The following is a 23,009-nucleotide window of genomic DNA, read 5'->3' on the forward strand; positions in this document are numbered from 1 at the left end:
TTAAATGTGGCAAAATTAATTCCCCTATCGTACCTTTATCCACGGTTCCCAATCTTGATCTGACCTTTTATGATTTGCACCACAAAAATCAGCTTTTATTGGGAACCTTGTTTTACCCTCTAAATAAGTTTAAACAACTTCGTTAATAAATGTAGTTGTTTAAACTTTTTTTCCGGTCAGTTTTTTTGGCTGATACTTCTTTTACCCTATAAAAATTGGTGCTTTTACCAGCCTAACCAAATCCAAACATATTGCCCACCAATTTTTATAGGGTAAAAGAAGCATGGTGCAAAGCACAAAAAAACAAGTTTAAACAAGTTCAATAAGTGATTTCGACAATTCATTTTACAATTTTTAAACTCAAACCCAAATTTATTGATCCATAATTTTATCAGTTCCTACCCTTCCTTTTTTGCCCTATAACCTATTTGCGTTCTCGGTGTTTCTTCTTTTTCGATAAATTTACTCAGATAGGTAAAGAGCAATTCTATCTTTTCGTCGTGCTTGATCATTTGCTTTTCTACTTGTTCTACTCTTAGAAAAACATCTTTATGTGCCAGCAGCATTTCCCTTATCCGAGTGTAAATTCGTATGATTTGGATATTGACATGTATAGCACGCTTACTATTGAGAATACAGGATAACATGGTTACACCTTGTTCTGTAAAGCAGAACGGCATATAGCGAAGACCTTGCCGGTCTTCCCTGGAGGTCACATTTTGTGACCTCCAATTTTCAAACTCTTCTTTATCCATCTCAAACATAAAATCTTCAGGAAAGCGCGCCATATTTCGCCTTACAGCTTGTTTCAGCACTTTAGTTGCTACGCCATATAACTCTGCCAAATCCCTATCAACCATTACTTTCTGATCCCGAACCATGTAAATCTTACTCATTACCACTTCGTCCGGTATCGTTGTAGCCAATTGTTTACTCATGCTTTCAAATATGTTTCTTTCTAATTTGATATAGAATTTTACCCGGTAAAAGAAGCATCAACCCTTAGTAATCACAAACTTCTTACTGTAATTTTTCGATCCCGTCCTGATCCGCAAAATGTAATTACCGCTGGCCATACTGGTGGTATTGATGCTGGTATTATACTTGCCAAAAACTGTAATGGCCGTGGTGTTTTGGTACATCAACTGGCCAATGCTGTTCCAAACAGAATATTGCAGATCACCTTTTTGGTACAACTCGAAACTTAAATTTAAAATATTATTTGTTGGAACCGGATAAATGATGAGGTTGATATCCGTAAGCGGGCTTTCGCCGACCGGCAGCGTAAAATTAAAATCTGCCGAAGGCGAAACACAACCTGCGGAAGTGGTTACATCAACCCGATAAGTACCTGCAACTTTTGGCTGATAGGTTTGGCCAGTTGCGCCTTGGATCAACGTATTATTTAAATACCATTGGTTGCCTTTGGCGAAATTGGAAGTTAAAGTGGCGCCATTCTGGGTGATTTGTGGTTTGGTAACGGGTACGGCAACACGTGCAGCAGCAGCACAACCGGCACTTTTTACGGTCAAATCATAAAAGTAATAGTAATAAGCCTGCGGCGTGGCGGCAGCGTTTGTTCCGGTAAGCGAGAAGAAATTGCCGATGGTAAACGGATAACCGATAACGCCGCCATTGTTGCGGTAAATAGTGGCGTTATTCGCATAACTGATGTTAATGGTGTAGCTTCCGGCGGCAGGAAGCAGTAAATTAAGCTGGTAAACACGGCCAACGTCGGTTGGGTCGTCCGCCTGTGAGCCGGTTTGCGGGTTGCTGCGCGTGGCGGCCACATTTAAAGTAACGCTGGAAACGGTTTGTCCGGAAGTATTGGTTGCCGTAAAAGTGATGGTGCCAGGATAACCAATGTACAGCCTGGCACTTTGCAAAATAACAGGAACGGTAGTGGTGATGTTCATTCCCGGCCCAAATTGGTTGTAGCCGCCGGATGAAAAAACGTTTTTAGTTACCGGGCCAACTTTTCCTGCCAAATCATTTAAACCGGCATAATAGGTGTTGTTGATGGGAGCCTGTGTTGTATTGACAGAAGGGCTGCTGTCAAAAGGCAGTGCATCAGTAGCATTGGCATACCAAAAAACGGTTCCATCGCCATTACCCGTTAACAAATACGAATTGGTATTGAAGCAGTTTACCGCCAGCAAATTGCTTAAAACAGGTGCCGGGCTGATGGTTGCCGTTTCGGTTGACTGGTTATTACTGCTTTGTGTATCTCCGGCTAAATTTGTTGCAGCCGTGATTTGATAAGCAGCGCCAGCCTGGGCATTAAAAGTTGTATTTAAAGTAAAATCCTGTTCTTGCGAAGGTAAAATCGTACCCGTAAAAGTTTCGTTAATGGTGGTAACCGATCCGTTTGCGTTGGTGATATTGACCGTAACCGGAACATTGCTGATGGCCGCGCTGCCATAATTATGCAAGCGGATACTGATTTGCTCGGCATTGTTACTGCAAGTGCCGGAAGCACCCGGACTTAAAATACTGGCAATACCGGCATCTTTTGTACTTCGGACAAAATTAATGCGGTAATCCTGGGTTTCGCCTTTTGCATAAGTTCCGCAGGCGGTAACGGCAGCAGGATCGGTGGTTTCTGTTTCTACAATCCGCATCAAACTATAGGTATTTGGCATTACCGAAACCGGCACCAAAATATTGCCGGTAAAAGAAGCATTGCCATTAATTATGGGCGAAGTAGCAACCAGTTCTCCGGCATCGTCAAAATCGCCATCGGCATTCCAGTCAATAAAAATTTTGGCGATTTTGTTAAAATTTCCACCGCAAGTTCCCAAAGTTATATTGAAAGGAAAAGTTGCGCCTTGCTCCAGCGTAGCAGTCAAACTGGTGTTATCGGTATAAGAAGTGCAACCGGCAGCCGCGGTATAATTGATTCCGGCAAACTGAACCTGGTTAATTTTAGAATCGGATGTCGAGTTTGCCGCCGAAGCACAATAAACCTTGCCGCCAACACCTGTAACAATCAGCGAATAAGCCTGAGGGCCGCGGCTCAATGTTCCTTTATGATTTACGGTGATGGTATAGCTTTTTCCCGGAACGGTGTTGGCGATGTAAACCTGTTCGATGTTATCGCGGCTATTATCACCGGTTGTGGCAGCCGCTGCCGGATTTGCAGGATCTAAAACCCAGGGCTTAAAAACAGTAGTATTTTGATTTATACGGATGTCGAGATCGTTTACCAATTTAATCGTTGGGTCATCCACTACGCCTGTTGGTCCGACCGTTCCTTCGGGATCAGTCCAGGAAATCGTGGCAACCAAAGGGCCGTTTCCGGAAGAAACCACATTAAAAGCTTGCGTTTGCCCTTGTGCCAAGCTATTTTCGCTGATGATGCTTTTCGTGCCGTTGTCCGTAATGGCCTGTGCCGCTTTGGCTATGTTGAGCAAGCCCCAGCCGTAAATATAATCGGGGCCGATATTTCCGGCATCAAAAGCAGTATGGCAAACCAAACCTTTTAACGTAGCAGCACGCATAAAACTGCCGGAACTTTTTTGTGCATAATATTCCTGCAACAAAAAGACCGAGCCGGCAACATTGGGCGAAGCCATGGAAGTGCCGGATAAAGCTTCGTAAGCATCAGGTGCTGTATAACCGGTTGAAGTTACGTTAACGCCATCACCGCAAATATCCGGTTTGATGCGGCCGTCATCCGTTGGGCCCCAACTACTGAAATAAGCAATGGCAATATCCGAAGACGAGGCCGGGCCAAAAGGCAAAGGGTTTACCGCGCCAACAGCCAGTACATTTTTGGCTAATGATGGAGCATCCATAATATCATAACCATCGTTACTGCTCAGGCTGGCCGGCCTGGCACCTTTGTTTACAATCGTCTGGTCGGTACGGCTTTGATAGCCATAATAGGTTGCACCAACAGCCGGGCCGGTTTCTCCGCGGGCATTTCCGGCGGCTACCGTAATCAGGTAATAAGGTGCGTTGTAAGCAATCCGGTCAAAACTTTGTGCATAGGTACTGTAATAACCAAACTTATAATCTTCGTTATCGCCGGGCAAGCCATACCATTCCCAACGGTTTGGCGTTACGCTGGTATTATAGCTCCAACCGGCAACAATACCATACGAATGATTGGAAACCAATAAGTTAACCGCAGCGGCAGCCATTTCCGAAGCATCATTGTTAAAATCATAAGCAACCAATCCGTTTGCACCAAAAGCCATTCCCCTTGCCGGTGCATAAACACCTTTGGCAATTAATGTTCCGGCTACGTGCGTGCTGTGTTCGCTGACCGTTGCTGAATTGTCTATCATGGTTACCGTTTTTCCGACGAACTCCTGGTGGTCGGGGTAGATTTTTCCTTCGTCCCAAATCCCTAATTTACTGCCCATAAAAGCACTTGAACCGGAAAGGTTTAAGCCGAGCGAACCGCCGGAATAAACCGATGTAGTTTGCGTGGTTGCCGCAGCAATAATGTTATTGTTGGTTTGCAGATAGATAGGAAAACCCAAAGCATCCACGCCTTGTAAAGACACGATCCGGCCATCTTTTTGCTTGCGTAAAATTGGCCAGCCTTTTACTTTGGCCAGGGCAAAAGCTTTGGTGCGGTTGCTTTCAAAATCCGTTTTTAAGCGGTCGGAAAAACTAATCAGCTCCCTCCTTTTGTCTTCGCTAACAAACTGCGCAAAGCCCGGAAGCGTTTTAAAAGTGATAAAAAACAATATAATACAGGTAAAATTTTTGATCATAAAAGAAGCATATTTAAATTAACGGGCCGGATAGGCTTAGGTGTTATTCGAGCGTTTAAGATACATACATTACTTTTATATCATGCGAAGTTTTTTAACCCTTATCTTATTTTTATTGGTTCCTATCCTTCAACCCAAACCTTTGAAAAAACCGAAACAGGGCATTTGCGGCTATGTGCTGCTTAAACAGGGCAACCAAATGCCAAGCCCGGGCCGCGCGCCATCCGTTTCGCAACCTGTAAAACGCGAAATTGCCATCTACAACCTTACCAATGTGAATGAAGCAAAAAGCAACGGCGCTTATTTTACCGGCATAAAAACAGTATGCGTGGCCAAAACCAGCAGCAATGCAAAAGGGTATTTTGAGGTAAATTTACCTGCCGGTCAATATTCGGTTTTTGTGGTGGAGAAGGCAGGTTTGTACGCCAACAGTTTCAACGGAAAAGGGAGCATTAATGCAGTTGAAGTATTGCCGGACAGCCTGGTGCGTAAAGACATTTACATCAGCAATAAAGCTGTTTTTTAAAAAAGCCTTATTACTGAATGCTTTTTTTATCGTGCCAAAATATGAATGCTTTTAAGTAATTTAGGGTTTTACTAAGATTGAAACCTATGCACCAGCAAATTGAAAATATAAAAAACACCAGAACTTTTTTGCTTACACTAATAGAGAATTTAAACACCGAACAGTTAAACCAATTACCCGAAGGTTTTAACAACAACATCATCTGGAACCTGGCGCATTTAACTGCCGTGCAACAAGCACTTTGCTACAAACGTTCCGGCCTGCAGCCCATTGTGCAGGACAAATATGTTACGCCTTTTTTGCCCGGCACCAAACCGGATAGTTTTATAGATAGTAATGAGGTAGAAACCATTAAAAGCCTATTGATATCCTCTCTTGACGAGTTTGAAAGCGATTATAAAAAAGGCTTTTTTAGCACTTATACACCTGTTGTTACGCGTTATGGCGTTGCTTTGGATAATATTGACGATGCCGTTAATTTTTTGCCTTTTCATGAAGGTTTCCATACGGCTTATATTATGGCTTTGAAAAGGTTGGTTTAAGATTATTAGTTGCCTCTTTTAATTTTTAATATTTTACCTGCTTGTTTAATAAATTATGGAAATAAAAAAGGATAATAGTTTTTTAGAGTTTCACAATATTATACAAAAGTTCTCGGATAGCAACTTTCTTTTTCGAGGCCAATCAAATTCAGCTTGGGAATTGATTCCTAAAATTGGAAGGCCAGAGTATACTAAAACAGTTCCTAAATATCTTAAAGAAAAGGATATTATAAAATCATGGTCAAGATATGCTAATCATAATTTGTCTAACATACCTGTTGATTTATGGGATTGGTTATCATTAGGTCAACATCATGGTTTAGGAACTCGATTACTTGACTGGACTAAAAATCCGTTAGTAGCTTTGTATTTTGCAACGGAAAACTGTAGTAGTAATAATGTTTTGTTGTGTCTTTATAGTTGATTTTAAAAACCATCCTTTAACAACAGATGGAGATCCTTTTGACATAACTTCTTCTGGCTTTTTCTATCCTAAAGGATTAACAGCAAGGGTAATTAGTCAAAGAGGTGTTTTTAGCATTTCGCATGAGCCAACAATATCTTTAGAAAAAAATATTAAAGAATATGAATTCATAAAAATCGTTATAAACAAGAAATCTAAAAAAGAGATTCAGAAGCAACTTGAACAGTATGGAATAAATGAATATTCGATTTATCAAGATTTGGATAGCTTATCTGACTATTTAAATAGATTTATAAGGGATAGAGAAATAAATTTCATTCCTTAACATTTGCTTCAAATATTAAGTTTAAGCTTAGCAATAATACATTTCTAAAAAAATTTCTTTCTTTACCTGTAGCGTTTCTAAAACTGCTTTCGTATAATTTAATAATTACAAAACAAATAATAGAACTGATCTATAAATTTTAATATTGTTTATTAAAGCTTACAAAACATAATTTCCAACAGGGAATGAATAACTGATACAAGCGGAAAAATCCGGCCTTTACCCGACAAGACCTGGTTCGGCAATGTAAATTAGTCCATTTGAAATACCAAGATTACTTTACCGGCAATACTTCTTTTACACCTATAAAAACAGCATCAGCTTAAATACTTCCCCACAATCGGCATCCGCCTGCCCATACCAAAAGCTTTGGCCGAAACCCGTAAAATAGGCGGCGTTTGGTAACGTTTATGTTCAGAAATATTGACCAGGCGGATTACTTTTCGCACCACAGCTTCCTCAAAACCGGCTGCAATAATACTGGTTGATGATTTTCTGAATTCGATGTATTCCTTTAAAATCCGATCCAAAATATCGTAATCCGGCAACGAATCCGAATCTTTTTGTCCGGGGCGTAATTCTGCGGAAGGTGGTTTTGCGATGGAATTTTGCGGAATGATTTCCCGTTCGCGGTTAATGTGATTGGCCAGTTCGTAAACCTGCGTTTTGTACACATCGCCCAAAACCGAAATCCCGCCGCACATATCGCCATAAAGTGTTCCGTAACCAACAGCGGCTTCGCTTTTGTTGGACGTGTTGAGCAAAATATAGCCAAACTTGTTGCACATCGCCATCAAAATAACGGCACGGCTGCGCGACTGGATATTTTCTTCTGCAATGTTAAAAGGCAAACCGGCAAACTGTGGTTCTAAAGCCTGTTCAAAAGCGTTGGTGATTTCTTTGATGGCCACAGTTTGGCTCATGCAGCCCAGATTTCTCACCAAATCTTCGGCATCTTTGATGGAATGATCGGAAGAAAAAGCTGAAGGCAGCAAAACCGCCATCACGTTTTCGGCACCTAAAGCTTCGCAGGCCAGCACACAAACCAAAGCCGAATCTATTCCTCCGGAAAGCCCAAGCGTTGCTTTGGTAAAACCTGACTTTTTAAAATAATCGCGAATACCCAAAATCAAAGCCTGATGAATTTGTTCGATTTTGCTCATTCGCGAAACATCTGGCGTTAAAGTTTTTTCTGCTTTGATGGATACTTCTTTTACACCTGTTTTTTCGATGTTGTAATATGCAATCTGCTCTTTAAAATAATCCAGTTCATCAATAATTTGTCCGTTAGAATCATAAACCATTGATCCTCCGTCAAAAATCAGTTCGGTTTGGGCACCAACATGGTTTACATAAAGCAGCGGCAAACCGTATTTTTTGGCATTGTAACTTAGAACCTTCATTCGCTCCTGGTCGTGGTTTACGGCAAAAGGCGAAGCGGCAATGTTGATCATCAAATCCGGTTTTTGCCCGATTAAAACGTCCATTGGCCGAATGCGATAAAGCGGATCATCAATGTTGTTCCACAGATCCTCGCAAATGGTCAGGGCAATTTTCTGGCCTTGATATTCAATGCACTCAAAATTGATTGCCGGTTCAAAGTATCGGTATTCATCAAACACATCGTAATTGGGCAGCAACGCTTTGTTGGCTACTGCTTTTACCGTACCATTTTCGATGAAGTAAGCGGAGTTGTACAAATCTTTTCCTTCGGGAGAAGAATTGACGGTGGGCAAACCGATGATACAGGCAATACCGTGGCATGCTGCTGCAATTTGCTTTGCCGATTTATCGCACAAAGCAATAAACTCGGCAAACTCTAAAAAATCGCGTGCCGGATAACCGCTAATGCACAGTTCTGCAAAAACTACTAAATCGGCACCGTTTTGCTGTGCTTCTTTTATGGCATTAATTATTTTATTGGTGTTGGCCTCAAAATTTCCAACGTGGTAATTAAGCTGTGCTAATGCGATCTTCATCATAAAAAAGGTATCTGTAAGCACAATATTAGCGTTTAACAGATTAAAATTTTATTTTCGTTTGCTATGAACCAAACTGTTTCCCAAATCCTAAAAAAACAAAGCTATCTATTTTTTCTGATTTGTGTTTTCCTGCTTTCCTGTAAAAGAAAAGATAAAATTGATGTCAGCGGCATCAACCTCAACGTAAAAATAGAACGTTTTGACCACGATTTTGATGGTTTCAGAAACAGCAATTACCCAACCAAAGCCAACCAGTTGTACCGGCATTACGGCGATTTTTATGTTGATTTTATCGAACGGATTTTGGGTGCCGGAAGCGTAAAAGACACAGCTTATTTTGCAAACCTCAGAAAAGTTTTTGCCGCGAGGTCTTACACGGATTTAAAGCACGAAGTGGATTCTGTTTACCCGAATTTGGACAAGCAGGAAGCCGAAATGACGGATGCTTTTAAGCACATCAAATACTATTACCCGCAGAAGAATTTGCCGCACGTTTATGCGTATTTCTCTGGTTTCCAAGCGCAAAACTCAATCGGAAACCATTATATCGGTATTGGTTTAGACCTTTTTCTCGGTGCCAATTCTAAGTTTTACCCAGCTTTGATTGAAACTTTTCCGCATTATATTTCGCGCCGTTTTACGCCTGATAATATGGTGCCGCGCGTGATCGAGAGTTTGGCGCGCGAAGAAATGTTTGAGGAGCAAACGGAGGACGACAAATCGTTGCTTTCGCGGATGGTTTACAACGGAAAGATCATGTATTTTATGGATCAGGTTTTACCGGAAATTGCTGATTCCACTAAAATTGGTTATACCGATGCACAACTGAAATGGTGCAACGAAAACCAGGCAAACATTTGGGGCTATTTTTTGGAAGATAACCTGATTTATGAAACAGATTACCAGAAGATACAGAAATATTTGACCGAAGCGCCTTTTACGCCAGGCTTGGGCGACCATAACAATTCAGCACCGAAACTGGCGGTTTGGACGGGCTGGCAGATCGTAAAGCAGTACATGGACAAAAACCCGAAAGTTACGCTGCAGCAATTGATGACAGACCGGGACGAACAAAAAATCCTTAACCAGTCCAAATACCACCCAAAATAAGCTTTACCAATTTTTAGGTGGTAAAAGAAGCATCATTTTAAAATGGCAAAAACAGTGCGCAGGCAAAGAACAATAGCACCTATAAAAAATATATTGGCAACAATCGTGTAGAAGACAGTATCACCAAAAAAGCGAAAATACACACCAAAAATTCCGATAAAGATACTTATCGCCAAGATAATATAATGCCGGGTATCGTTGGCAGAAGCGGTTTTGTTCATGTTTTGATAATTTGATTTCAAAAGTAAACCATTTTACCGAAAGCGAAAAACAGAAAAAGGGTTTTTACAAAAATTAAAGTTTTCTTCACCGAAAATATACCGGTAAAAGAAGCATCAAAAAAAACCCAGCTTTAGCCGGGTTTTTTAAGTTTATAATCGGAAAGGTTTTATCCGTTAGATAATGCTGCTGCACCACTAACAATTTCGGTTAATTCGGTTGTGATGGCCGCCTGGCGTGCCTGGTTGTACGAAAGTTTTAAGGCTTTCAGCAAATCGCCGGCATTTTCTGTGGCTTTGTCCATCGCCGTCATCCGCGCGCCGTGTTCGGAAGCATGCGAATCCAGAACAGCTTTGTACAATTGCACTTTGATGTTTTTTGGGATCAATTCTTCTACAATTTCCTCTTGCGAAGGTTCCAGAATATAATCTACCTGTGCTGTTTTTACCGCCTCTTTTTTAGAAGGTTTTGCAACCGGCAACAATTGTTCGGTTACAATGTATTGAACGGCAGCGTTACGGAAATGGTTGTAAATCAGTTCAACACGATCATAATCGCCGTTAACGAAACCTTGCATAATGGCTTCGGTAACCAACGAAACATTATCAAAATTCAACTCGGTAAACAACTCGTTGTTGTTGCCGATGACGTTGTATTTTCGGCGTTCGTAATATTCCTGCGCCTTTCTTCCGATGGCAACCACCGAAACGTTTTTTGCCCGCAACTGCTCTGCATATCTTTCGGCAATCAGGTTATTGGCCGCTTTGATAACATTGGCATTAAAAGCACCGGCCAAACCACGGTTGGAAGTAACCGCAACAATTAAAACCCGAACAGGCTCGCGCACTTGCATGTAAGGCGAAGCTGCATCTTCTAAACTTAACGACAAATTAGCCAAAATCTCGTTCAGCTTGGTCGCGTACGGCCGCATTTGCGTAATCGCGTTGGTTGCACGTTTTAGCTTAGCCGCCGAAACCATTTTCATGGCTTTGGTAATTTGCTGGGTAGATGATACGGAGGAAATCCGGTTTCTTACTTCTTTTAAATTGGCCATTTTCTAAGAGTAGTAAGTATCGAGTAACAAGTATTTAGATTACTTGCCGCTTGATACTTGATACTATTTACTCGATACTTTCTTAATTATAATTTGCAGATAGTTCTTTTGCTACGGTTTCTAATACGCTGGTGCTTGCATCGTCTAATTTTCCTGCTTTTAAAGCAGCTAAAACTTCGGGATGGCGAACTTCCAACTGGCTGGTAAATTCAGCTTCAAATTCCCTTACACGGTTTACCGGCACGTTGCGCATCAGGTTTTTTGTGCCGAGATAGATAATGGCCACTTGTTTTTCTACCGGAACCGGTGCAAATTGTGCTTGTTTTAGTATTTCTACATTGCGCGAACCTTTATCCAAAACTGTTTTTGTGGCAACATCCAAGTCAGAACCGAATTTGGAAAATGCTTCCAATTCGCGGTATTGTGCCTGGTCTAATTTTAGCGTACCGGCTACTTTTTTCATGGATTTAATTTGTGCATTGCCGCCAACACGAGACACCGAAATACCAACATTGATGGCCGGACGAACACCGGCGTTAAAAAGATTTGATTCTAAGAAAATTTGCCCATCAGTAATCGAAATTACGTTGGTTGGAATATAAGCAGAAACGTCTCCGGCTTGTGTTTCAATAATTGGCAAAGCCGTTAAAGACCCGCCGCCTTTTACAATACTGCGGATTGATTCCGGCAAATCGTTCATCGCTTGGGCAATCGCATCGTTTGCATTGATCTTGGCAGCACGTTCTAATAATCTGGAGTGCAGGTAAAACACGTCTCCCGGATAAGCTTCGCGGCCTGGTGGACGACGTAACAATAAAGAAACTTCGCGGTATGCTACGGCTTGTTTAGAAAGATCATCATAAATAATCAAAGCCGGACGGCCGGTATCGCGGAAAAACTCGCCAATGGCTGCACCGGCAAAAGGCGCGAAAAATTGCATCGGAGCCGGATCCGCAGCAGAAGCGGCAACCACAATGCTATAAGGCATCGCGCCGTTCTCTTCCAAAACCCGGACAATATTAGCTACGGTCGAATTTTTTTGACCGCAAGCCACATAAATACAATAAACCGGTTTGCCGGCTTCGTAAAATTCTTTTTGGTTGATGATCGTATCAATACAAACCGCTGTTTTACCGGTTTGCCTATCGCCGATGACCAATTCACGTTGTCCGCGGCCAATCGGGATCATCGCATCAATTGCTTTGATTCCGGTTTGCAAAGGTTCAGTTACCGGCTGGCGATAAATAACGCCCGGCGCTTTACGCTCCAAAGGCATTTCGTAAGTAGTGCCTGCAATTGGACCTTTACCGTCAATCGGTTGGCCTAAAGTATTTACCACACGGCCTAACATGCCATCGCCAACACGAATGGAAGCGATTTTTTTAGTCCTGCGAATGGTATCTCCTTCTTTCACTTCATCGTAAGCACCTAACAAAACCACGCCCACGTTATCTTCTTCCAGGTTCAAAACGATACCTTGCAGGCCGTTTTCAAACTCAACCAACTCGCCTGATTGCACTTGCGTTAAACCGTAAACACGGGCAATACCATCGCCCACTTGCAATACGGTCCCAACTTCTTCTAACTCTGATTCTGACTTAAAGCCTGCCAACTGCTGGCGCAGGATGGCGGAAACTTCGTCTGGTCTTACATCTACCATTTTTTGAGTTTATTTTAAATCGTTATATTCTTCTATTTTGAAAAGTACTTTTTTACCGGAATACTTCTTTTACCTGCATTTTTTTTGCCTCATCTATTTTCAGAAAGCAAAAATTGTTTAAACCAATTCTGCGGCTGTTTTATGTTCAAACTCTTTTTTAAGTTTGGTTAATGTGCCGGAGATGCTGGTATCAAACTGCCTGTCGCCAACGGTTAGTACAAACCCGCCGATTAAGCCCGGATCTACTTTTTCTTCCAGAACAACATCGCCAGCCGTTGCGGCTTTTACTTCGGCCATCGCTTCCAAACGGTTGCTTTCGGATAAAGGAACGGCCGAAACAATTACTGCTTTTACGATATGTTTTTTAAGATTGTACTGCTCTACAAATTCTTTTGCGGTATCAAACAAAATTTCCGAACGCATTTTATCTACCATGATCTTAAAAAACGAGATCGTGGCAGGCTGCACTTTCCCCGTAAAAACCTGGTTCAATATCGCTGATTTTTTTTGCGGCGAAACGATCGGGTTTCTTAAAACAGCGGCCAGCAAACTATTGGCCCGTAAGGTTTGCACAAACAGCGATAGATCGTTTTTGATCTGTTCGAGCAGGTTTTGCTCTTCTGCAAGGTCAATCAACGATTTGGCATATCTTGTGGCAACTTTAAACTCAGACATTTTTTATCACGTAAAATTAATTCAGCTTTACTTCTTTCAACAAATCGGCTACCAGCTCGTCTTGTTTGTGTTTGTCTTCAAACTGCTTGCGCAAAATCTTTTCGGCAATATCTACAGAAAGCGTGGCAATCTGGTTTTTAACATCCGCCATGGCAATTGCTTTCTGGCTGTTGATCTCAATTTTTGCTTTTTCGATGATCTTGTTGCCTTCTGTTTGTGCCGCAGCTTTTGCTTCACCGATTATTTGGTCTTTTACCTGTTTGGCTTCTTTCAAAATCAAATCGCGTTCGGCACGGGCCTGTTTTAACAAAGCTTCGTTTTCGTTGGTCAAACGGGCCATTTCTTCTTTGGCTGCTTCCGCTTTCAGCAAAGCATCTTCGATAGATCTTTCGCGCACATCAATGGCGCCCATAATTGGCCTCCAGGCAAATTTGGCCAGTAAAAAGAACAGTATCAAAAATGATATTGTCGTCCAAAATACTAAGCCAATTTCGGGGGTTACTAATTCCATATCTATTTAAAATTAACTGATAAAATAAAGCTGGCCTTTGCCAAACGCAAAAGGCCAGCTTGGATAAATTACTTAGGGTTGTTGCCCAAGAAAGCCACTACCACACCAAATAATGCAGCGCCTTCAATCAAAGCGGCTGCAATAATCATGGCAGTTTGAATTTTACCTGAAGCTTCAGGCTGGCGGGCGATACCTTCCATGGCTTTGCCACCTACCTGACCGATACCGATACCTGCACCGATAACAGCTAAACCTGCACCAATTGCAGCAATACTTCCAGTCATCATTGTTCTAAATTAAAAGTTAAATATAAATATAAAGTTGTTTACAAATTAGTGGTGGTGTTCTTCGGTTGCTGTACCAATAAATAGTGCCGTTAGCAAGGTGAAAACAAAAGCCTGCAGCAAGGCCACCAGCAGCTCCAGCACATCCATAAAAACTACAAATGCAATAGAAACCGGTGCAACCGCAATAGATTTAAAAACAAATATCAGTGATATCAAGCTCAATACAATAATGTGGCCTGCGGTGATATTGGCAAATAAACGGATCATCAAGGCAAACGGCCGGGACAAAATGCCCACCAGCTCTACCGGCCACATAATCGGGTACAGCCAAAAGGGTACGTCAGGTGCAAAAATATGTTTCCAGTAATATTTGTTGCCGTTCACGTTCACCACAACCATGGTAATAACCGCAAGCACAAAGGTAACCGCAATATTGCCCGTTACGTTGGCGCCACCCGGAAAAAACGGCACCAGCCCGATCAGGTTGTTGATCAATATAAAAAAGAAAATCGTTAAAAGCAGCGGCATAAAACGCTCGTATTTGTAACCGATGTTCGGTCGCGCAATATCGTCCCTTACAAACACAATCACCGGTTCTATAAAAGACTGAAAGCCTTTTGGCGCTTTGCCGACTCTTTTTTTGTAAGAAGAAGCAACGGCAAAAAAGAGGACCAGCAACAGTACACAGGCAATCCAAAGGGCAACCACGTTTTTGGTGATCGAAAAATCGTAAACTTTTTTGCTGGCCGCCTCGTCCACTTTGCCGGAAGGGTCTACTGCTTTTACCTTATCTTTTTCTAAAGCATAAGTGTAATATTTGCCTTTATAAACTTCGTGCCCGTGCCCAAAATTAGCAGAAGAAAACGTTTCAAAACCTTTGTTTGTATATAAAATAACCGGAAGCGGAAAAGCTGTTTCGCCCCAAAGGTGCCAGTAATGCGAATCGGCGATGTGTTCTAAAATAGCAACAGACGGATCAAATGACTCCTTTTTGTCCCCGGCTTTTTCATGTCCCGGGTTTTCCTGAAATGCAAATGCTTTTCCAACAAAAAGAACAGATAAAACAGCAAGAAAGAAGCTTAGCTTAATTTTTTTTGAGTTCAAAATATGGCTTAAATCCATTAAATATCGCGATTTTTACTTTTGATTTTGGAGGCGCAAGTTACACAACAAAGCATAAACTTCAAAGACCGTATTTAATAAATATAAATAAAAAAAGCAGGCTAAGAAAAGCCCTTGGTTTACGTGGTTTTTGGCCAAATAAACCGGCACAAAGAACATGCAGATTAACAGCTTGACCACTGTGGCCACTAAAAATACCTGAACCGATAATTGGCTGTTTTTTAGATTGCTTATCAGGGTAGAAAAGCACACCAAAAAAGTAAGTACGGCAAACATCAAAAACACCACCCAAAAATGCGGCATCAGCCCTAACCCTTTATAAAAATATTCGTATGCAAAGGGCGGCAATGCGATAAAAATCATCGCCAAACAATAACTCAAGATAAAATTAGAAATTCTCAATCTTTTAAAGATTTTAAAACGATGTACAACGAAACAAATACGCCGCATAAAGATAATACAGCCGTAACCCATTGCGTTTGATGGTGCATCACCTGGTCTGTTTTGTAGCCCGCAAACGAAAACAGGCCGATGATGATGATCATCTGGAAACCAAGCGCGCTGTATTTGATGTAATTGTTCATTTGAATTGGTTTACTTGGATGAATGAGGTTTCAAAATTAAGGGCTTGTTTAAATTTTATCAAACTTATTTGATGCTTCTTTTACCACCTAAAAATCATTGTCCTTTTGCAATACACGTACCGGTACAGTATCCAAAAACAGAATTTATGGGCATAAAAGAAGCATTATCAATTTTTACGGTAGAAATTTAAACAGGCCCTAAGTAACCAAAATGTTTTTTTAGTAGTTTGGCATTCGGTTGGTTTTCACAAAAATACTTTTGATACAATAATTAACAACGATACGCTTGGCCCGGTCTTTCAGCTTTAATACCATACTGTTTTTACCCCTGTTATTTTTGCTTGCGATGAGTGGCTGCTCTTTGGAAAAAGAAAGCCGCTTTAACCGAAGCATGCAAAACCTGACGGCGCACTACAACATTTTGTTCAATGCGCGGCAAATCATCCTGCAAAAAGAGGAACTGATGGCGCAGGTTTACAACGATGATTATTCGGAGATTTTAAGCGTTTACCAGGATACGATCGCTAAAACTGCAGCAGGAAACAAGGATCTGGAAGCAGTTACCAGCCGTGCAAACAGTATTATCAGCTTAAAAGAACAAAGTCATTATTTGGGTGATGCTTATTTTTTGCTGGGACAGGCTAATTATCTCGGCAGCGATTATTTTAATGCGGTGGAGTATTTTAGTTACGTGGTTCGTTCTTTCCCCAAAAACACAGAACTGACCCGGACGGCACTGGCCTGGAAAGCGCGTTCGTTAATAAAACTAAACCAGCCGGAAAAAGCAGGAATTGCATTAGACACCGCACGCCAGCTTTTTGAGGCAAAGAAAGCTTCGGCAGAAGACATCACCGGCGCGGATTTGCAATTTAATTTAGACCAAGGCAACTATGAACAGGCCGAAAAGCTGGCCGTGCAAGCCGTTGATTTGGCAAGCGATCGAAAAAGAAAAATACGCTGGACGTTTATTTTGGCGCAGATACAGGAAGCGAACAAAAAACCGGAAGACGCCTACAAAAATTATTCAAACGTTGTACACAGCAATGCTTCTTTTGAGCTTGCTTTTAATGCCGATTTAAACCGTTTGCGCATCGAAGAAAAGCAGCAAGGCGAACAAATTAACCGCATCAGCCGGTTGCGGTTGTTGCTGAAAGACGATAAGAACACGGATTTTATTGACCAGATTTATTTTCAGATTGGGGAAACGGCTTTGTCAGCCAAAAAAATTGACGAAGCGGTAAAGAACTATAAACTATCCGTTAAAAACAGTACCAAAAACCAGAAGCAAAAAGGCTTGTCGTACCTGCGTTTGGCCGACATCAACTTTAAATACAAGTCCGATTATATCCAGGCCAAAAAATACTACGACAGCACATTGCTCAACCTTTCACCCCAGTATCCGGGCTATCAGCAAATCCTTAAAAAAGCCAATAATTTACAATTGCTGGCCAGCCGTTACCAAATTATTACGCGCCAGGATACCTTGCAGGCTTTGGCCAAATTGAAAGAGCCGGACCGGATTGCCCGCATCAATTTAATGGTAGATCAGGATGCCATGCAGCAGCAAAACGCGCCCGTTACCGTAAATCCGGCTACCAACACGGGCAATGTTTCTTCCACGCTCAGCCGAAGTTCAAGCTCGTTTTACTTCTACAACCCGGATGCGGTAAACCAGGGCATCGCAGCCTTTATCCGTGTTTGGGGGAAACGAAGGCTGGAAGACAACTGGCGCATCAGTTCGCGTGTTGCAAATTTGGCTGCCACCAATCCGAATGCAGTGAACGACCCGGATGCTGCACAACCCATCCAGGCACCCGCGTTGGCAACGCCGGGAGCCGGAAATTACCGGCAGGAATTGTTGAACAGTATTCCGCTTACGCCTGCTTTGTTGGAGCAGTCCAACGTCACCATTTTTAATGCTTATGCCGATATTGCCGGTTTCTATAAAGATATTTTGAGCGATGAAAAGGAATCCATCCAGACTTACGAGTACATCGTTGCGCGCTTCCCCGATAATCCAAACTTAGCCCCTGTTTATTACAGCCTTTACCGTTTGTACACCGATGCGCACAACGAACCGCAAGCCGAGAAATACAAAAATTTGTTGCTGAAAAACTACCCGCAAACGCAGTATGCGCAAATTATTTTGGACCCGGAATACAGCAAAAAAATGCTGACCGAAGACTCGCGGCAAAATGCTTTTTACAATTCGGTTTATGATTTGTACCGAAACCGGAAATACGATGCCGTAATTGCGCAAACAGATTCGGCCTTAAAATTGAAACCGCAAAACCGCCTGGCACCGCAATTGGCTTATTTAAAAACCATCGCGCAAGGCCATCAGCAAAAGCTGGATCCTTTTCTGCTGGAGTTGCAGCAAATTGCCGCGCAATATCCGAATGACCGTTTGGTAACGCCTTTGGTGAAACAGCATTTAATTTTTATCAAAGAAAACCAGGCCGCAATTGTCGCTCGCCCGTTTGTGATTATGGACAGCGACCCGAACGATATTCCTTTTTCTCAGGATCGTTTTCATCCACAAACAATAGCCTCAAATCCGGTTGTTGCGCCTGCCCCTGTTCAGCCTAAAGCGCCTGAAGTTTTGGCTGCGCCGAAAAGCAATAGCACGATTAATGCTCCAACGGCCACTTTAAACAACAAGCTCAATGTTACTTTACCAACAGACACCAAAAAAATAGGCATAAAAGAAGCATCGCGTATTTTTACTTTGTCGGATAGTACCGAACTGTATTTCGTTATCAACGTTAATGGCGCAGCTAATCTGGCGCCTTCGCGTTTTGGCATCGGCCAGTTTAACCGCGCCAATTATCCTGATCAACCGCTAAAACATCAACTGAAAGAAATCGGCCAGACCAACCAGTTGATTTACACCGGCCGTTTTTATTCTTTGGGCGAAGTAAAAGAATACGCACGCCACATTGTGCCGCTTTTGCCGGAAATAATGAAAGTTCCGGCAGAGAAATATAATTTCTTTATCATCAGCCGGAAAAATCTGGATAAATTAGCCGATTCAAAATTGCTAAACAGCTACTTTGAATTTTATCAAGTTAATTATCTGTAATGCGCTATAAAGAACCTGCCAGAGACCAAAATTTCCGCCGCTACACCCTCAACTTTTGGAAGTTGGTGGCCGGTGTGTTTTTCTTTTTTGTTTTATTGTTTATGGCCGTTGCCTTCCAGTTGTTTGGCAAACTTCCCTCCTTCCGCGATTTGGAAAACCCGAAAAGCAATTTGGCCAGCGTAATTTTTTCGGAAGATAAACAAGAATTAGGCACGTATTATGTGCAAAATCGTTCAAACGTTACTTACTCGCAACTTTCGCCAAACGTTGTCCACGCTTTAATTTCTACGGAAGACACGCGTTTTTACGATCATTCGGGCATTGATTTCAGGCGCGTTTTCTCCATCGTTTTTTACAACTTGATCGGGAAGAAACAAGGCGGAAGTACCATCACGCAGCAATTAGCGCTCAATTTATTTTCAGAACGTGCGCACAATCCTTTTAAACGGATCATCCAAAAGTTACAGGAATGGATTACGGCAGTAAAAATCGAACGTAATTATACCAAGGAAGAAATCCTGACGATGTATTTAAACACCGTTGATTTTGGCGCTTACAATACTTACGGTATCAAATCTGCCGCACATACTTATTTCAATACCACGCCCGATAAGTTAACGCCCAACCAAGCTGCGCTTTTAATTGGCATGGTAAACGGTCCCGGCATTTATTCGCCAATTAATCACCCCGACAACGCCATTAAAAGAAGGAATTTTGTGCTGAAGCGGATGACAGATGAAAAGTTTTTAAGCGAAGGCCAGGCAGATGAAGAAAAAGCAAAACCCTTAGGCTTAAATTTCAACCCGATTGACCAGAACGATGGTTTGGCGACTTACTTTCGCTCTGTTTTGAAAAAAGACATCCAAAAAACGCTGGCCGACCAATCCATAACCAAAGCAGATGGCACGCCTTATGATTTGGACCGCGATGGTTTAAAAATCTACACCACGATCAATTACCAGATGCAGGATTATGCCGAACAGGCGCAAAAAGAGTACATGCGCGATCTGCAAAACCAGTTTAACGCACATTGGCGCGGCCGAAGTCTTTGGAAAATGATCCCTGATTTTAAAAGCATATTAGATCAGGGCATGAAACGTTCAGACCGTTACCGGATGCTGAAAGACCAGGGAAAATCAGACCAGGAAATTAAAACTGATTTTAACACGCCTGCCCGAATGAACCTTTTTACTTGGAAAGGGAACATTGACACCACGATGAAGCCAATTGATTCCATCGTTTACACCAAACTGATTTTGCGTAATGCGATAATGTCTATGGACCCTACAACCGGTTATATTAAAGCTTGGGTTGGCGGTGATAATTTCGAGCATTTTAAGTACGACCAGGTAAAAATGGGCACACGCCAGGTTGGTTCTACGGCCAAACCTTTTACTTATGCCGTTGCCATAGCCAATGGCATGTCGCCTTGTATGGAAGTTCCGGTAGAACCGGTTACCATCGTTACAGATGGCAAAGCTTGGACACCTTCTTCTCCTGCAAAAGACAACATTTACAGTTCTTTAAACCTGCGCAAGGCTTTGGCTATTTCCCATAACTGGATTGCCGCAAACATGATGCAAGCAGTTGGCCCAACATCTGTGGTTAATCTCATTAAAAAAATGGGCGTACATAGTCCAAACCTACAACCTTATCCTTCTATCGTTTTGGGAACCTTTGATGCTTCCGTTTTTGACATGACGGGCGCTTACAGTGTTTTTGCCAACCATGGTGCCTGGACAGAACCAATTTATTTGTTGCGTGTGGAAGACAAGAACGGTAACCTGCTGTATGAGCGTAAACCAAAAGTGGTAGTGGCAATGGACGAGCAAACGGCTTACGTGATGACTTACATGCTAAAAGGCGTGATCCAGGAAGGAACCGGATGGCGTTTAAGAAGCAAGTACGGTTTAACCAACCCAATCGGCGGCAAAACCGGCACCACGCAAAATAATTCTGACGGTTGGTTTATCGGCATTACGCCGCAATTGGTTACCGGCGTTTGGACGGGTTGCGAAGATATGCAGATACACTTCCGTTCTACAGATTTGGGTGAAGGTGCCAACACGGCATTACCGATCTTTGCCTTGTATATGAAAAAGGTTTACGCCAACGCTAGCTTAGGCATCAAAAAAAATGTGGATTTTGACCCGCCGAAAAATGGTGTCAGCATCACGATGGATTGCGGCGCGTACAGCCAGCAACAACAGCAAAAAACAGAAGTAGATAAACAATTGGGCTTTTAAGCGTTTACTAATTTTATACCGATAAAAGAAGCAAGCGTTGTTGGGCATGAGTAATTTCGATTATAAAGAAGCATTAAAAGCGGTTCCGCACAAACCCGGCGTTTACCAGTATTGGGACGACGAGAACACGATCATTTATATTGGCAAAGCCAAAGACCTGAAAAACCGGGTCAGTTCCTATTTCAACAAAGATGTTTTAAGCAGCAATGGCAAAACCAAAGTGCTGGTTTCCAAGATCAGGAAAATTACGTTTACCATTGTTGATACCGAAATTGATGCCTGGCTTTTAGAAAACAGCCTGATCAAAAAGCACCAGCCGCGTTACAACGTGCTGCTGAAGGACGATAAAACCTATCCCTGGATCGTCATCAAAAACGAACCTTTTCCGCGCATTTACTGGACGAGAAGGATCATCCGCGACGGTTCCAAATACCTCGGCCCATACGCTTCCATTAGCATGATGCACACGATTTTGGATTTGATCCGGGAAACTTATCCATTGAGAACCTGTAACCTTCCGTTAACCGAACCTAATATTGATGCCGGTAAATTTAAAGTTTGTCTGGAATATCAATTGGGAAACTGCAAAGGCCCTTGTCAGAAATACCAATCCGCAGAAGATTATTTGAACAACATCGAGGAAATTAAAGACATTTTGAACGGGAAAACCGGCTCTGTGGTGAAGCAATTGAAAGAGCAAATGGAAAATGCCATTGCCGAACTGAATTTCGAGTTGGCGCACAAACTGAAAAGAAAATTCGAACTGCTGGACAATTACCAAAGCAAATCAACCGTGGTCAATTCTTCGATTACGGATGTGGATGTTTTCAGTATTGCTTCCGAAGAAAGGTACGCGTTCGTTAATTTTCTAAAAGTGATGAACGGCGTAATCACCCAAACACAAACTTTGGAACTGAAAAAACGTCTGGATGAAACCGATGAAGAATTACTGACTTTGGCTATTTCCGAATTTCGGACACGTTACAACAGCATGTCAAAAGAAGTTATTGTTCCGTTTGATATTACTGTGGATGAAGGTTCCAACATCCGTTTTACCGTTCCAAAATTAGGCGAAAAGAAAAAATTGTTGGATCTGTCGCAAAAGAATGTGCAGTTTTTTAAGAGCGGAAAAATTGACCAGTACGAAAAATTAAACCCGGAAGTCAGGACAGATCGCTTGTTGACACAAATGATGAAAGATTTACGTTTAAACCAGTTGCCGCGGCACATCGAATGTATTGATAACTCTAACTTTCAAGGCTCGTTCCCGGTTTCGGCAATTGTGGTTTTTCGGGATGGAAAGCCGTCGAAAAAAGATTACCGTTTTTTCAATGTAAAAACAGTAGTCGGCCCTGATGATTTTGCCACAATGGAAGAAGCCGTTTACCGCCGCTACAAACGTTTGCTGGAAGAAAACCAGGAATTGCCACAACTCATTATTATTGATGGCGGAAAAGGACAATTGTCATCTTCGGTAAAAGCGTTGAAAAAGCTGGATATTGATAAAAAAGTAACGATCATCGGAATTGCCAAACGTTTGGAAGAACTGTATTATCCCGGCGACCAATATCCGATGTACTTAGACAAAAAATCGGAAACGTTAAAAATCATCCAGCAATTGCGCGACGAAGCGCACCGTTTCGGAATCACGGCGCACCGCAAAAAACGCAATAAAGCCACCATTGCAACCGAACTGGAAAACATTCCGGGAATTGGCAAAACCACGGCCGATAAACTGCTCACCTATTTTAAGTCGGTAAAAAGAGTACGTGAAGCTTCGCAAGAGCTATTGATGGAAGTGGTAAACAGCAAACAAGCTTTGGCCATTCACGATTTCTTTACGCAAGAAAAAGCCCCGCAAGAGTAATCCTGCGAAGCCAATGCTTCTTTTACCGGGTAAAAATTGGTGTGTTAGCAACCCCAAAATTTTCGT

Annotated in this window: 20 protein-coding genes; 8 read left to right on the top strand and 12 right to left on the bottom strand. The window is 42.1% G+C overall.

Annotated elements, in window-relative coordinates; all coding sequences use genetic code 11:
* Positions 1-398: 398 nt before the first annotated feature.
* Complete coding sequence (locus V5804_RS04790) at positions 399-938, bottom strand: ORF6N domain-containing protein (protein WP_369590239.1); 540 nt, start codon at positions 936-938, stop codon at positions 399-401.
* A gap of 57 nt (positions 939-995) precedes the next feature.
* Positions 996-4,727, bottom strand: coding sequence for a S8 family serine peptidase (locus tag V5804_RS04795; RefSeq protein ID WP_369590240.1), 3,732 nt, complete (start codon positions 4,725-4,727; stop codon positions 996-998).
* A gap of 142 nt (positions 4,728-4,869) precedes the next feature.
* Here V5804_RS04795 and V5804_RS04800 point away from each other — a divergent pair, with 142 nt between their 5' ends.
* The 4 genes from V5804_RS04800 (at position 4,870) to V5804_RS04815 (ending at position 6,544) form a co-directional block, all read left to right on the top strand.
* Positions 4,870-5,253, top strand: coding sequence for a hypothetical protein (locus V5804_RS04800; RefSeq protein ID WP_369590241.1), 384 nt, complete (start codon positions 4,870-4,872; stop codon positions 5,251-5,253).
* 128 nt (positions 5,254-5,381) lie between these two features.
* The gene (locus V5804_RS04805) at positions 5,382-5,795 is read left to right on the top strand and encodes a DinB family protein (protein ID WP_369590242.1); all 414 of its coding nucleotides are present in this window, start codon (positions 5,382-5,384) and stop codon (positions 5,793-5,795) included.
* A gap of 55 nt (positions 5,796-5,850) precedes the next feature.
* Positions 5,851-6,219 carry an FRG domain-containing protein gene (locus V5804_RS04810; RefSeq protein ID WP_369590243.1) on the top strand — a complete coding sequence of 123 codons (369 nt, stop codon included), beginning with the start codon at positions 5,851-5,853 and terminating at the stop codon, positions 6,217-6,219.
* Positions 6,167-6,544 (top strand): hypothetical protein, encoded by a 378-nt coding sequence (locus tag V5804_RS04815; protein WP_369590244.1) that lies wholly within the window; start codon positions 6,167-6,169, stop codon positions 6,542-6,544. Before V5804_RS04810 ends, V5804_RS04815 begins: the two co-directional genes overlap by 53 nt.
* Positions 6,545-6,861: 317 nt before the next feature.
* Here the strand turns inward: V5804_RS04815 and V5804_RS04820 are convergent, their stop codons facing one another.
* Positions 6,862-8,523 carry an NAD+ synthase gene (locus V5804_RS04820; RefSeq protein ID WP_369590314.1) on the bottom strand — a complete coding sequence of 554 codons (1,662 nt, stop codon included), beginning with the start codon at positions 8,521-8,523 and terminating at the stop codon, positions 6,862-6,864.
* Between the two features lie 66 nt (positions 8,524-8,589).
* Here V5804_RS04820 and gldB point away from each other — a divergent pair, with 66 nt between their 5' ends.
* Positions 8,590-9,636, top strand: a complete 1,047-nt coding sequence (gldB, locus tag V5804_RS04825) for a gliding motility lipoprotein GldB (RefSeq protein WP_369590245.1) — start codon at positions 8,590-8,592, stop codon at positions 9,634-9,636.
* 32 nt (positions 9,637-9,668) lie between these two features.
* Here the strand turns inward: gldB and V5804_RS04830 are convergent, their stop codons facing one another.
* From V5804_RS04830 to V5804_RS04870, 9 genes are all read right to left on the bottom strand, one after another.
* Positions 9,669-9,857, bottom strand: coding sequence for a hypothetical protein (locus V5804_RS04830; RefSeq protein WP_369590246.1), 189 nt, complete (start codon positions 9,855-9,857; stop codon positions 9,669-9,671).
* A 167-nt stretch (positions 9,858-10,024) separates the two neighbouring features.
* Positions 10,025-10,909, bottom strand: a complete 885-nt coding sequence (gene atpG / locus V5804_RS04835) for an ATP synthase F1 subunit gamma (RefSeq protein WP_369590247.1) — start codon at positions 10,907-10,909, stop codon at positions 10,025-10,027.
* 82 nt (positions 10,910-10,991) lie between these two features.
* Positions 10,992-12,569, bottom strand: coding sequence for a F0F1 ATP synthase subunit alpha (gene atpA, locus V5804_RS04840; protein ID WP_369590248.1), 1,578 nt, complete (start codon positions 12,567-12,569; stop codon positions 10,992-10,994).
* A 117-nt stretch (positions 12,570-12,686) separates the two neighbouring features.
* Entirely contained in the window at positions 12,687-13,244 is a 558-nt protein-coding gene (atpH, locus tag V5804_RS04845) for an ATP synthase F1 subunit delta (RefSeq protein ID WP_369590249.1), read from the bottom strand.
* Positions 13,245-13,260: 16 nt separating this feature from the next.
* Positions 13,261-13,755, bottom strand: coding sequence for a F0F1 ATP synthase subunit B (locus tag V5804_RS04850; protein ID WP_369590250.1), 495 nt, complete (start codon positions 13,753-13,755; stop codon positions 13,261-13,263).
* Positions 13,756-13,823: 68 nt separating this feature from the next.
* Positions 13,824-14,039 carry an ATP synthase F0 subunit C gene (gene atpE / locus V5804_RS04855; protein WP_299291421.1) on the bottom strand — a complete coding sequence of 72 codons (216 nt, stop codon included), beginning with the start codon at positions 14,037-14,039 and terminating at the stop codon, positions 13,824-13,826.
* A 48-nt stretch (positions 14,040-14,087) separates the two neighbouring features.
* Entirely contained in the window at positions 14,088-15,164 is a 1,077-nt protein-coding gene (atpB, locus tag V5804_RS04860) for a F0F1 ATP synthase subunit A (protein ID WP_369590251.1), read from the bottom strand.
* 61 nt (positions 15,165-15,225) lie between these two features.
* Positions 15,226-15,456, bottom strand: a complete 231-nt coding sequence (locus V5804_RS04865; RefSeq protein ID WP_369590252.1) for a hypothetical protein — start codon at positions 15,454-15,456, stop codon at positions 15,226-15,228.
* A 106-nt stretch (positions 15,457-15,562) separates the two neighbouring features.
* Positions 15,563-15,748: an AtpZ/AtpI family protein gene (locus V5804_RS04870; RefSeq protein ID WP_369590253.1), complete on the bottom strand. Its 186-nt coding sequence runs from the start codon at positions 15,746-15,748 to the stop codon at positions 15,563-15,565.
* A 391-nt stretch (positions 15,749-16,139) separates the two neighbouring features.
* On the opposite strand from V5804_RS04870, the gene V5804_RS04875 reads away from it, so the two are divergent.
* The 3 genes from V5804_RS04875 to uvrC are packed head-to-tail and all read left to right on the top strand — an operon-like array spanning position 16,140 to position 22,943.
* A complete protein-coding gene (locus V5804_RS04875) occupies positions 16,140-18,830 on the top strand; it encodes a tol-pal system YbgF family protein (RefSeq protein ID WP_369590254.1) in 2,691 nt (896 codons plus the stop codon).
* The gene (locus V5804_RS04880; protein WP_369590255.1) at positions 18,830-21,076 is read left to right on the top strand and encodes a transglycosylase domain-containing protein; all 2,247 of its coding nucleotides are present in this window, start codon (positions 18,830-18,832) and stop codon (positions 21,074-21,076) included. Before V5804_RS04875 ends, V5804_RS04880 begins: the two co-directional genes overlap by 1 nt.
* A gap of 46 nt (positions 21,077-21,122) precedes the next feature.
* Positions 21,123-22,943, top strand: coding sequence for an excinuclease ABC subunit UvrC (uvrC, locus tag V5804_RS04885; RefSeq protein WP_369590256.1), 1,821 nt, complete (start codon positions 21,123-21,125; stop codon positions 22,941-22,943).
* Positions 22,944-23,009 lie beyond the last annotated feature (66 nt).

Source organism: Mucilaginibacter sp., assembly GCF_041088075.1.
Taxonomy (GTDB): domain Bacteria; phylum Bacteroidota; class Bacteroidia; order Sphingobacteriales; family Sphingobacteriaceae; genus Mucilaginibacter_A.

Excerpts from the sequence above, each read along its gene's own strand:
- V5804_RS04875 (WP_369590254.1), top strand. The coding sequence starts at position 16,140 with ATGCAAAACCTGACGGCGCACTACAACATTTTGTTCAATGCGCGGCAA.
- atpE (WP_299291421.1), bottom strand. The coding sequence starts at position 14,039 with ATGACTGGAAGTATTGCTGCAATTGGTGCAGGTTTAGCTGTTATCGGT.
- V5804_RS04810 (WP_369590243.1), top strand. The coding sequence starts at position 5,851 with ATGGAAATAAAAAAGGATAATAGTTTTTTAGAGTTTCACAATATTATA.
- V5804_RS04880 (WP_369590255.1), top strand. The coding sequence starts at position 18,830 with ATGCGCTATAAAGAACCTGCCAGAGACCAAAATTTCCGCCGCTACACC.
- V5804_RS04795 (WP_369590240.1), bottom strand. The coding sequence starts at position 4,727 with ATGATCAAAAATTTTACCTGTATTATATTGTTTTTTATCACTTTTAAA.
- V5804_RS04850 (WP_369590250.1), bottom strand. The coding sequence starts at position 13,755 with ATGGAATTAGTAACCCCCGAAATTGGCTTAGTATTTTGGACGACAATA.
- atpG (WP_369590247.1), bottom strand. The coding sequence starts at position 10,909 with ATGGCCAATTTAAAAGAAGTAAGAAACCGGATTTCCTCCGTATCATCT.
- uvrC (WP_369590256.1), top strand. The coding sequence starts at position 21,123 with ATGAGTAATTTCGATTATAAAGAAGCATTAAAAGCGGTTCCGCACAAA.
- atpH (WP_369590249.1), bottom strand. The coding sequence starts at position 13,244 with ATGTCTGAGTTTAAAGTTGCCACAAGATATGCCAAATCGTTGATTGAC.
- V5804_RS04820 (WP_369590314.1), bottom strand. The coding sequence starts at position 8,523 with ATGAAGATCGCATTAGCACAGCTTAATTACCACGTTGGAAATTTTGAG.
- gldB (WP_369590245.1), top strand. The coding sequence starts at position 8,590 with ATGAACCAAACTGTTTCCCAAATCCTAAAAAAACAAAGCTATCTATTT.
- atpB (WP_369590251.1), bottom strand. The coding sequence starts at position 15,164 with ATGGATTTAAGCCATATTTTGAACTCAAAAAAAATTAAGCTAAGCTTC.
- V5804_RS04870 (WP_369590253.1), bottom strand. The coding sequence starts at position 15,748 with ATGAACAATTACATCAAATACAGCGCGCTTGGTTTCCAGATGATCATC.
- V5804_RS04830 (WP_369590246.1), bottom strand. The coding sequence starts at position 9,857 with ATGAACAAAACCGCTTCTGCCAACGATACCCGGCATTATATTATCTTG.
- atpA (WP_369590248.1), bottom strand. The coding sequence starts at position 12,569 with ATGGTAGATGTAAGACCAGACGAAGTTTCCGCCATCCTGCGCCAGCAG.
- V5804_RS04790 (WP_369590239.1), bottom strand. The coding sequence starts at position 938 with ATGAGTAAACAATTGGCTACAACGATACCGGACGAAGTGGTAATGAGT.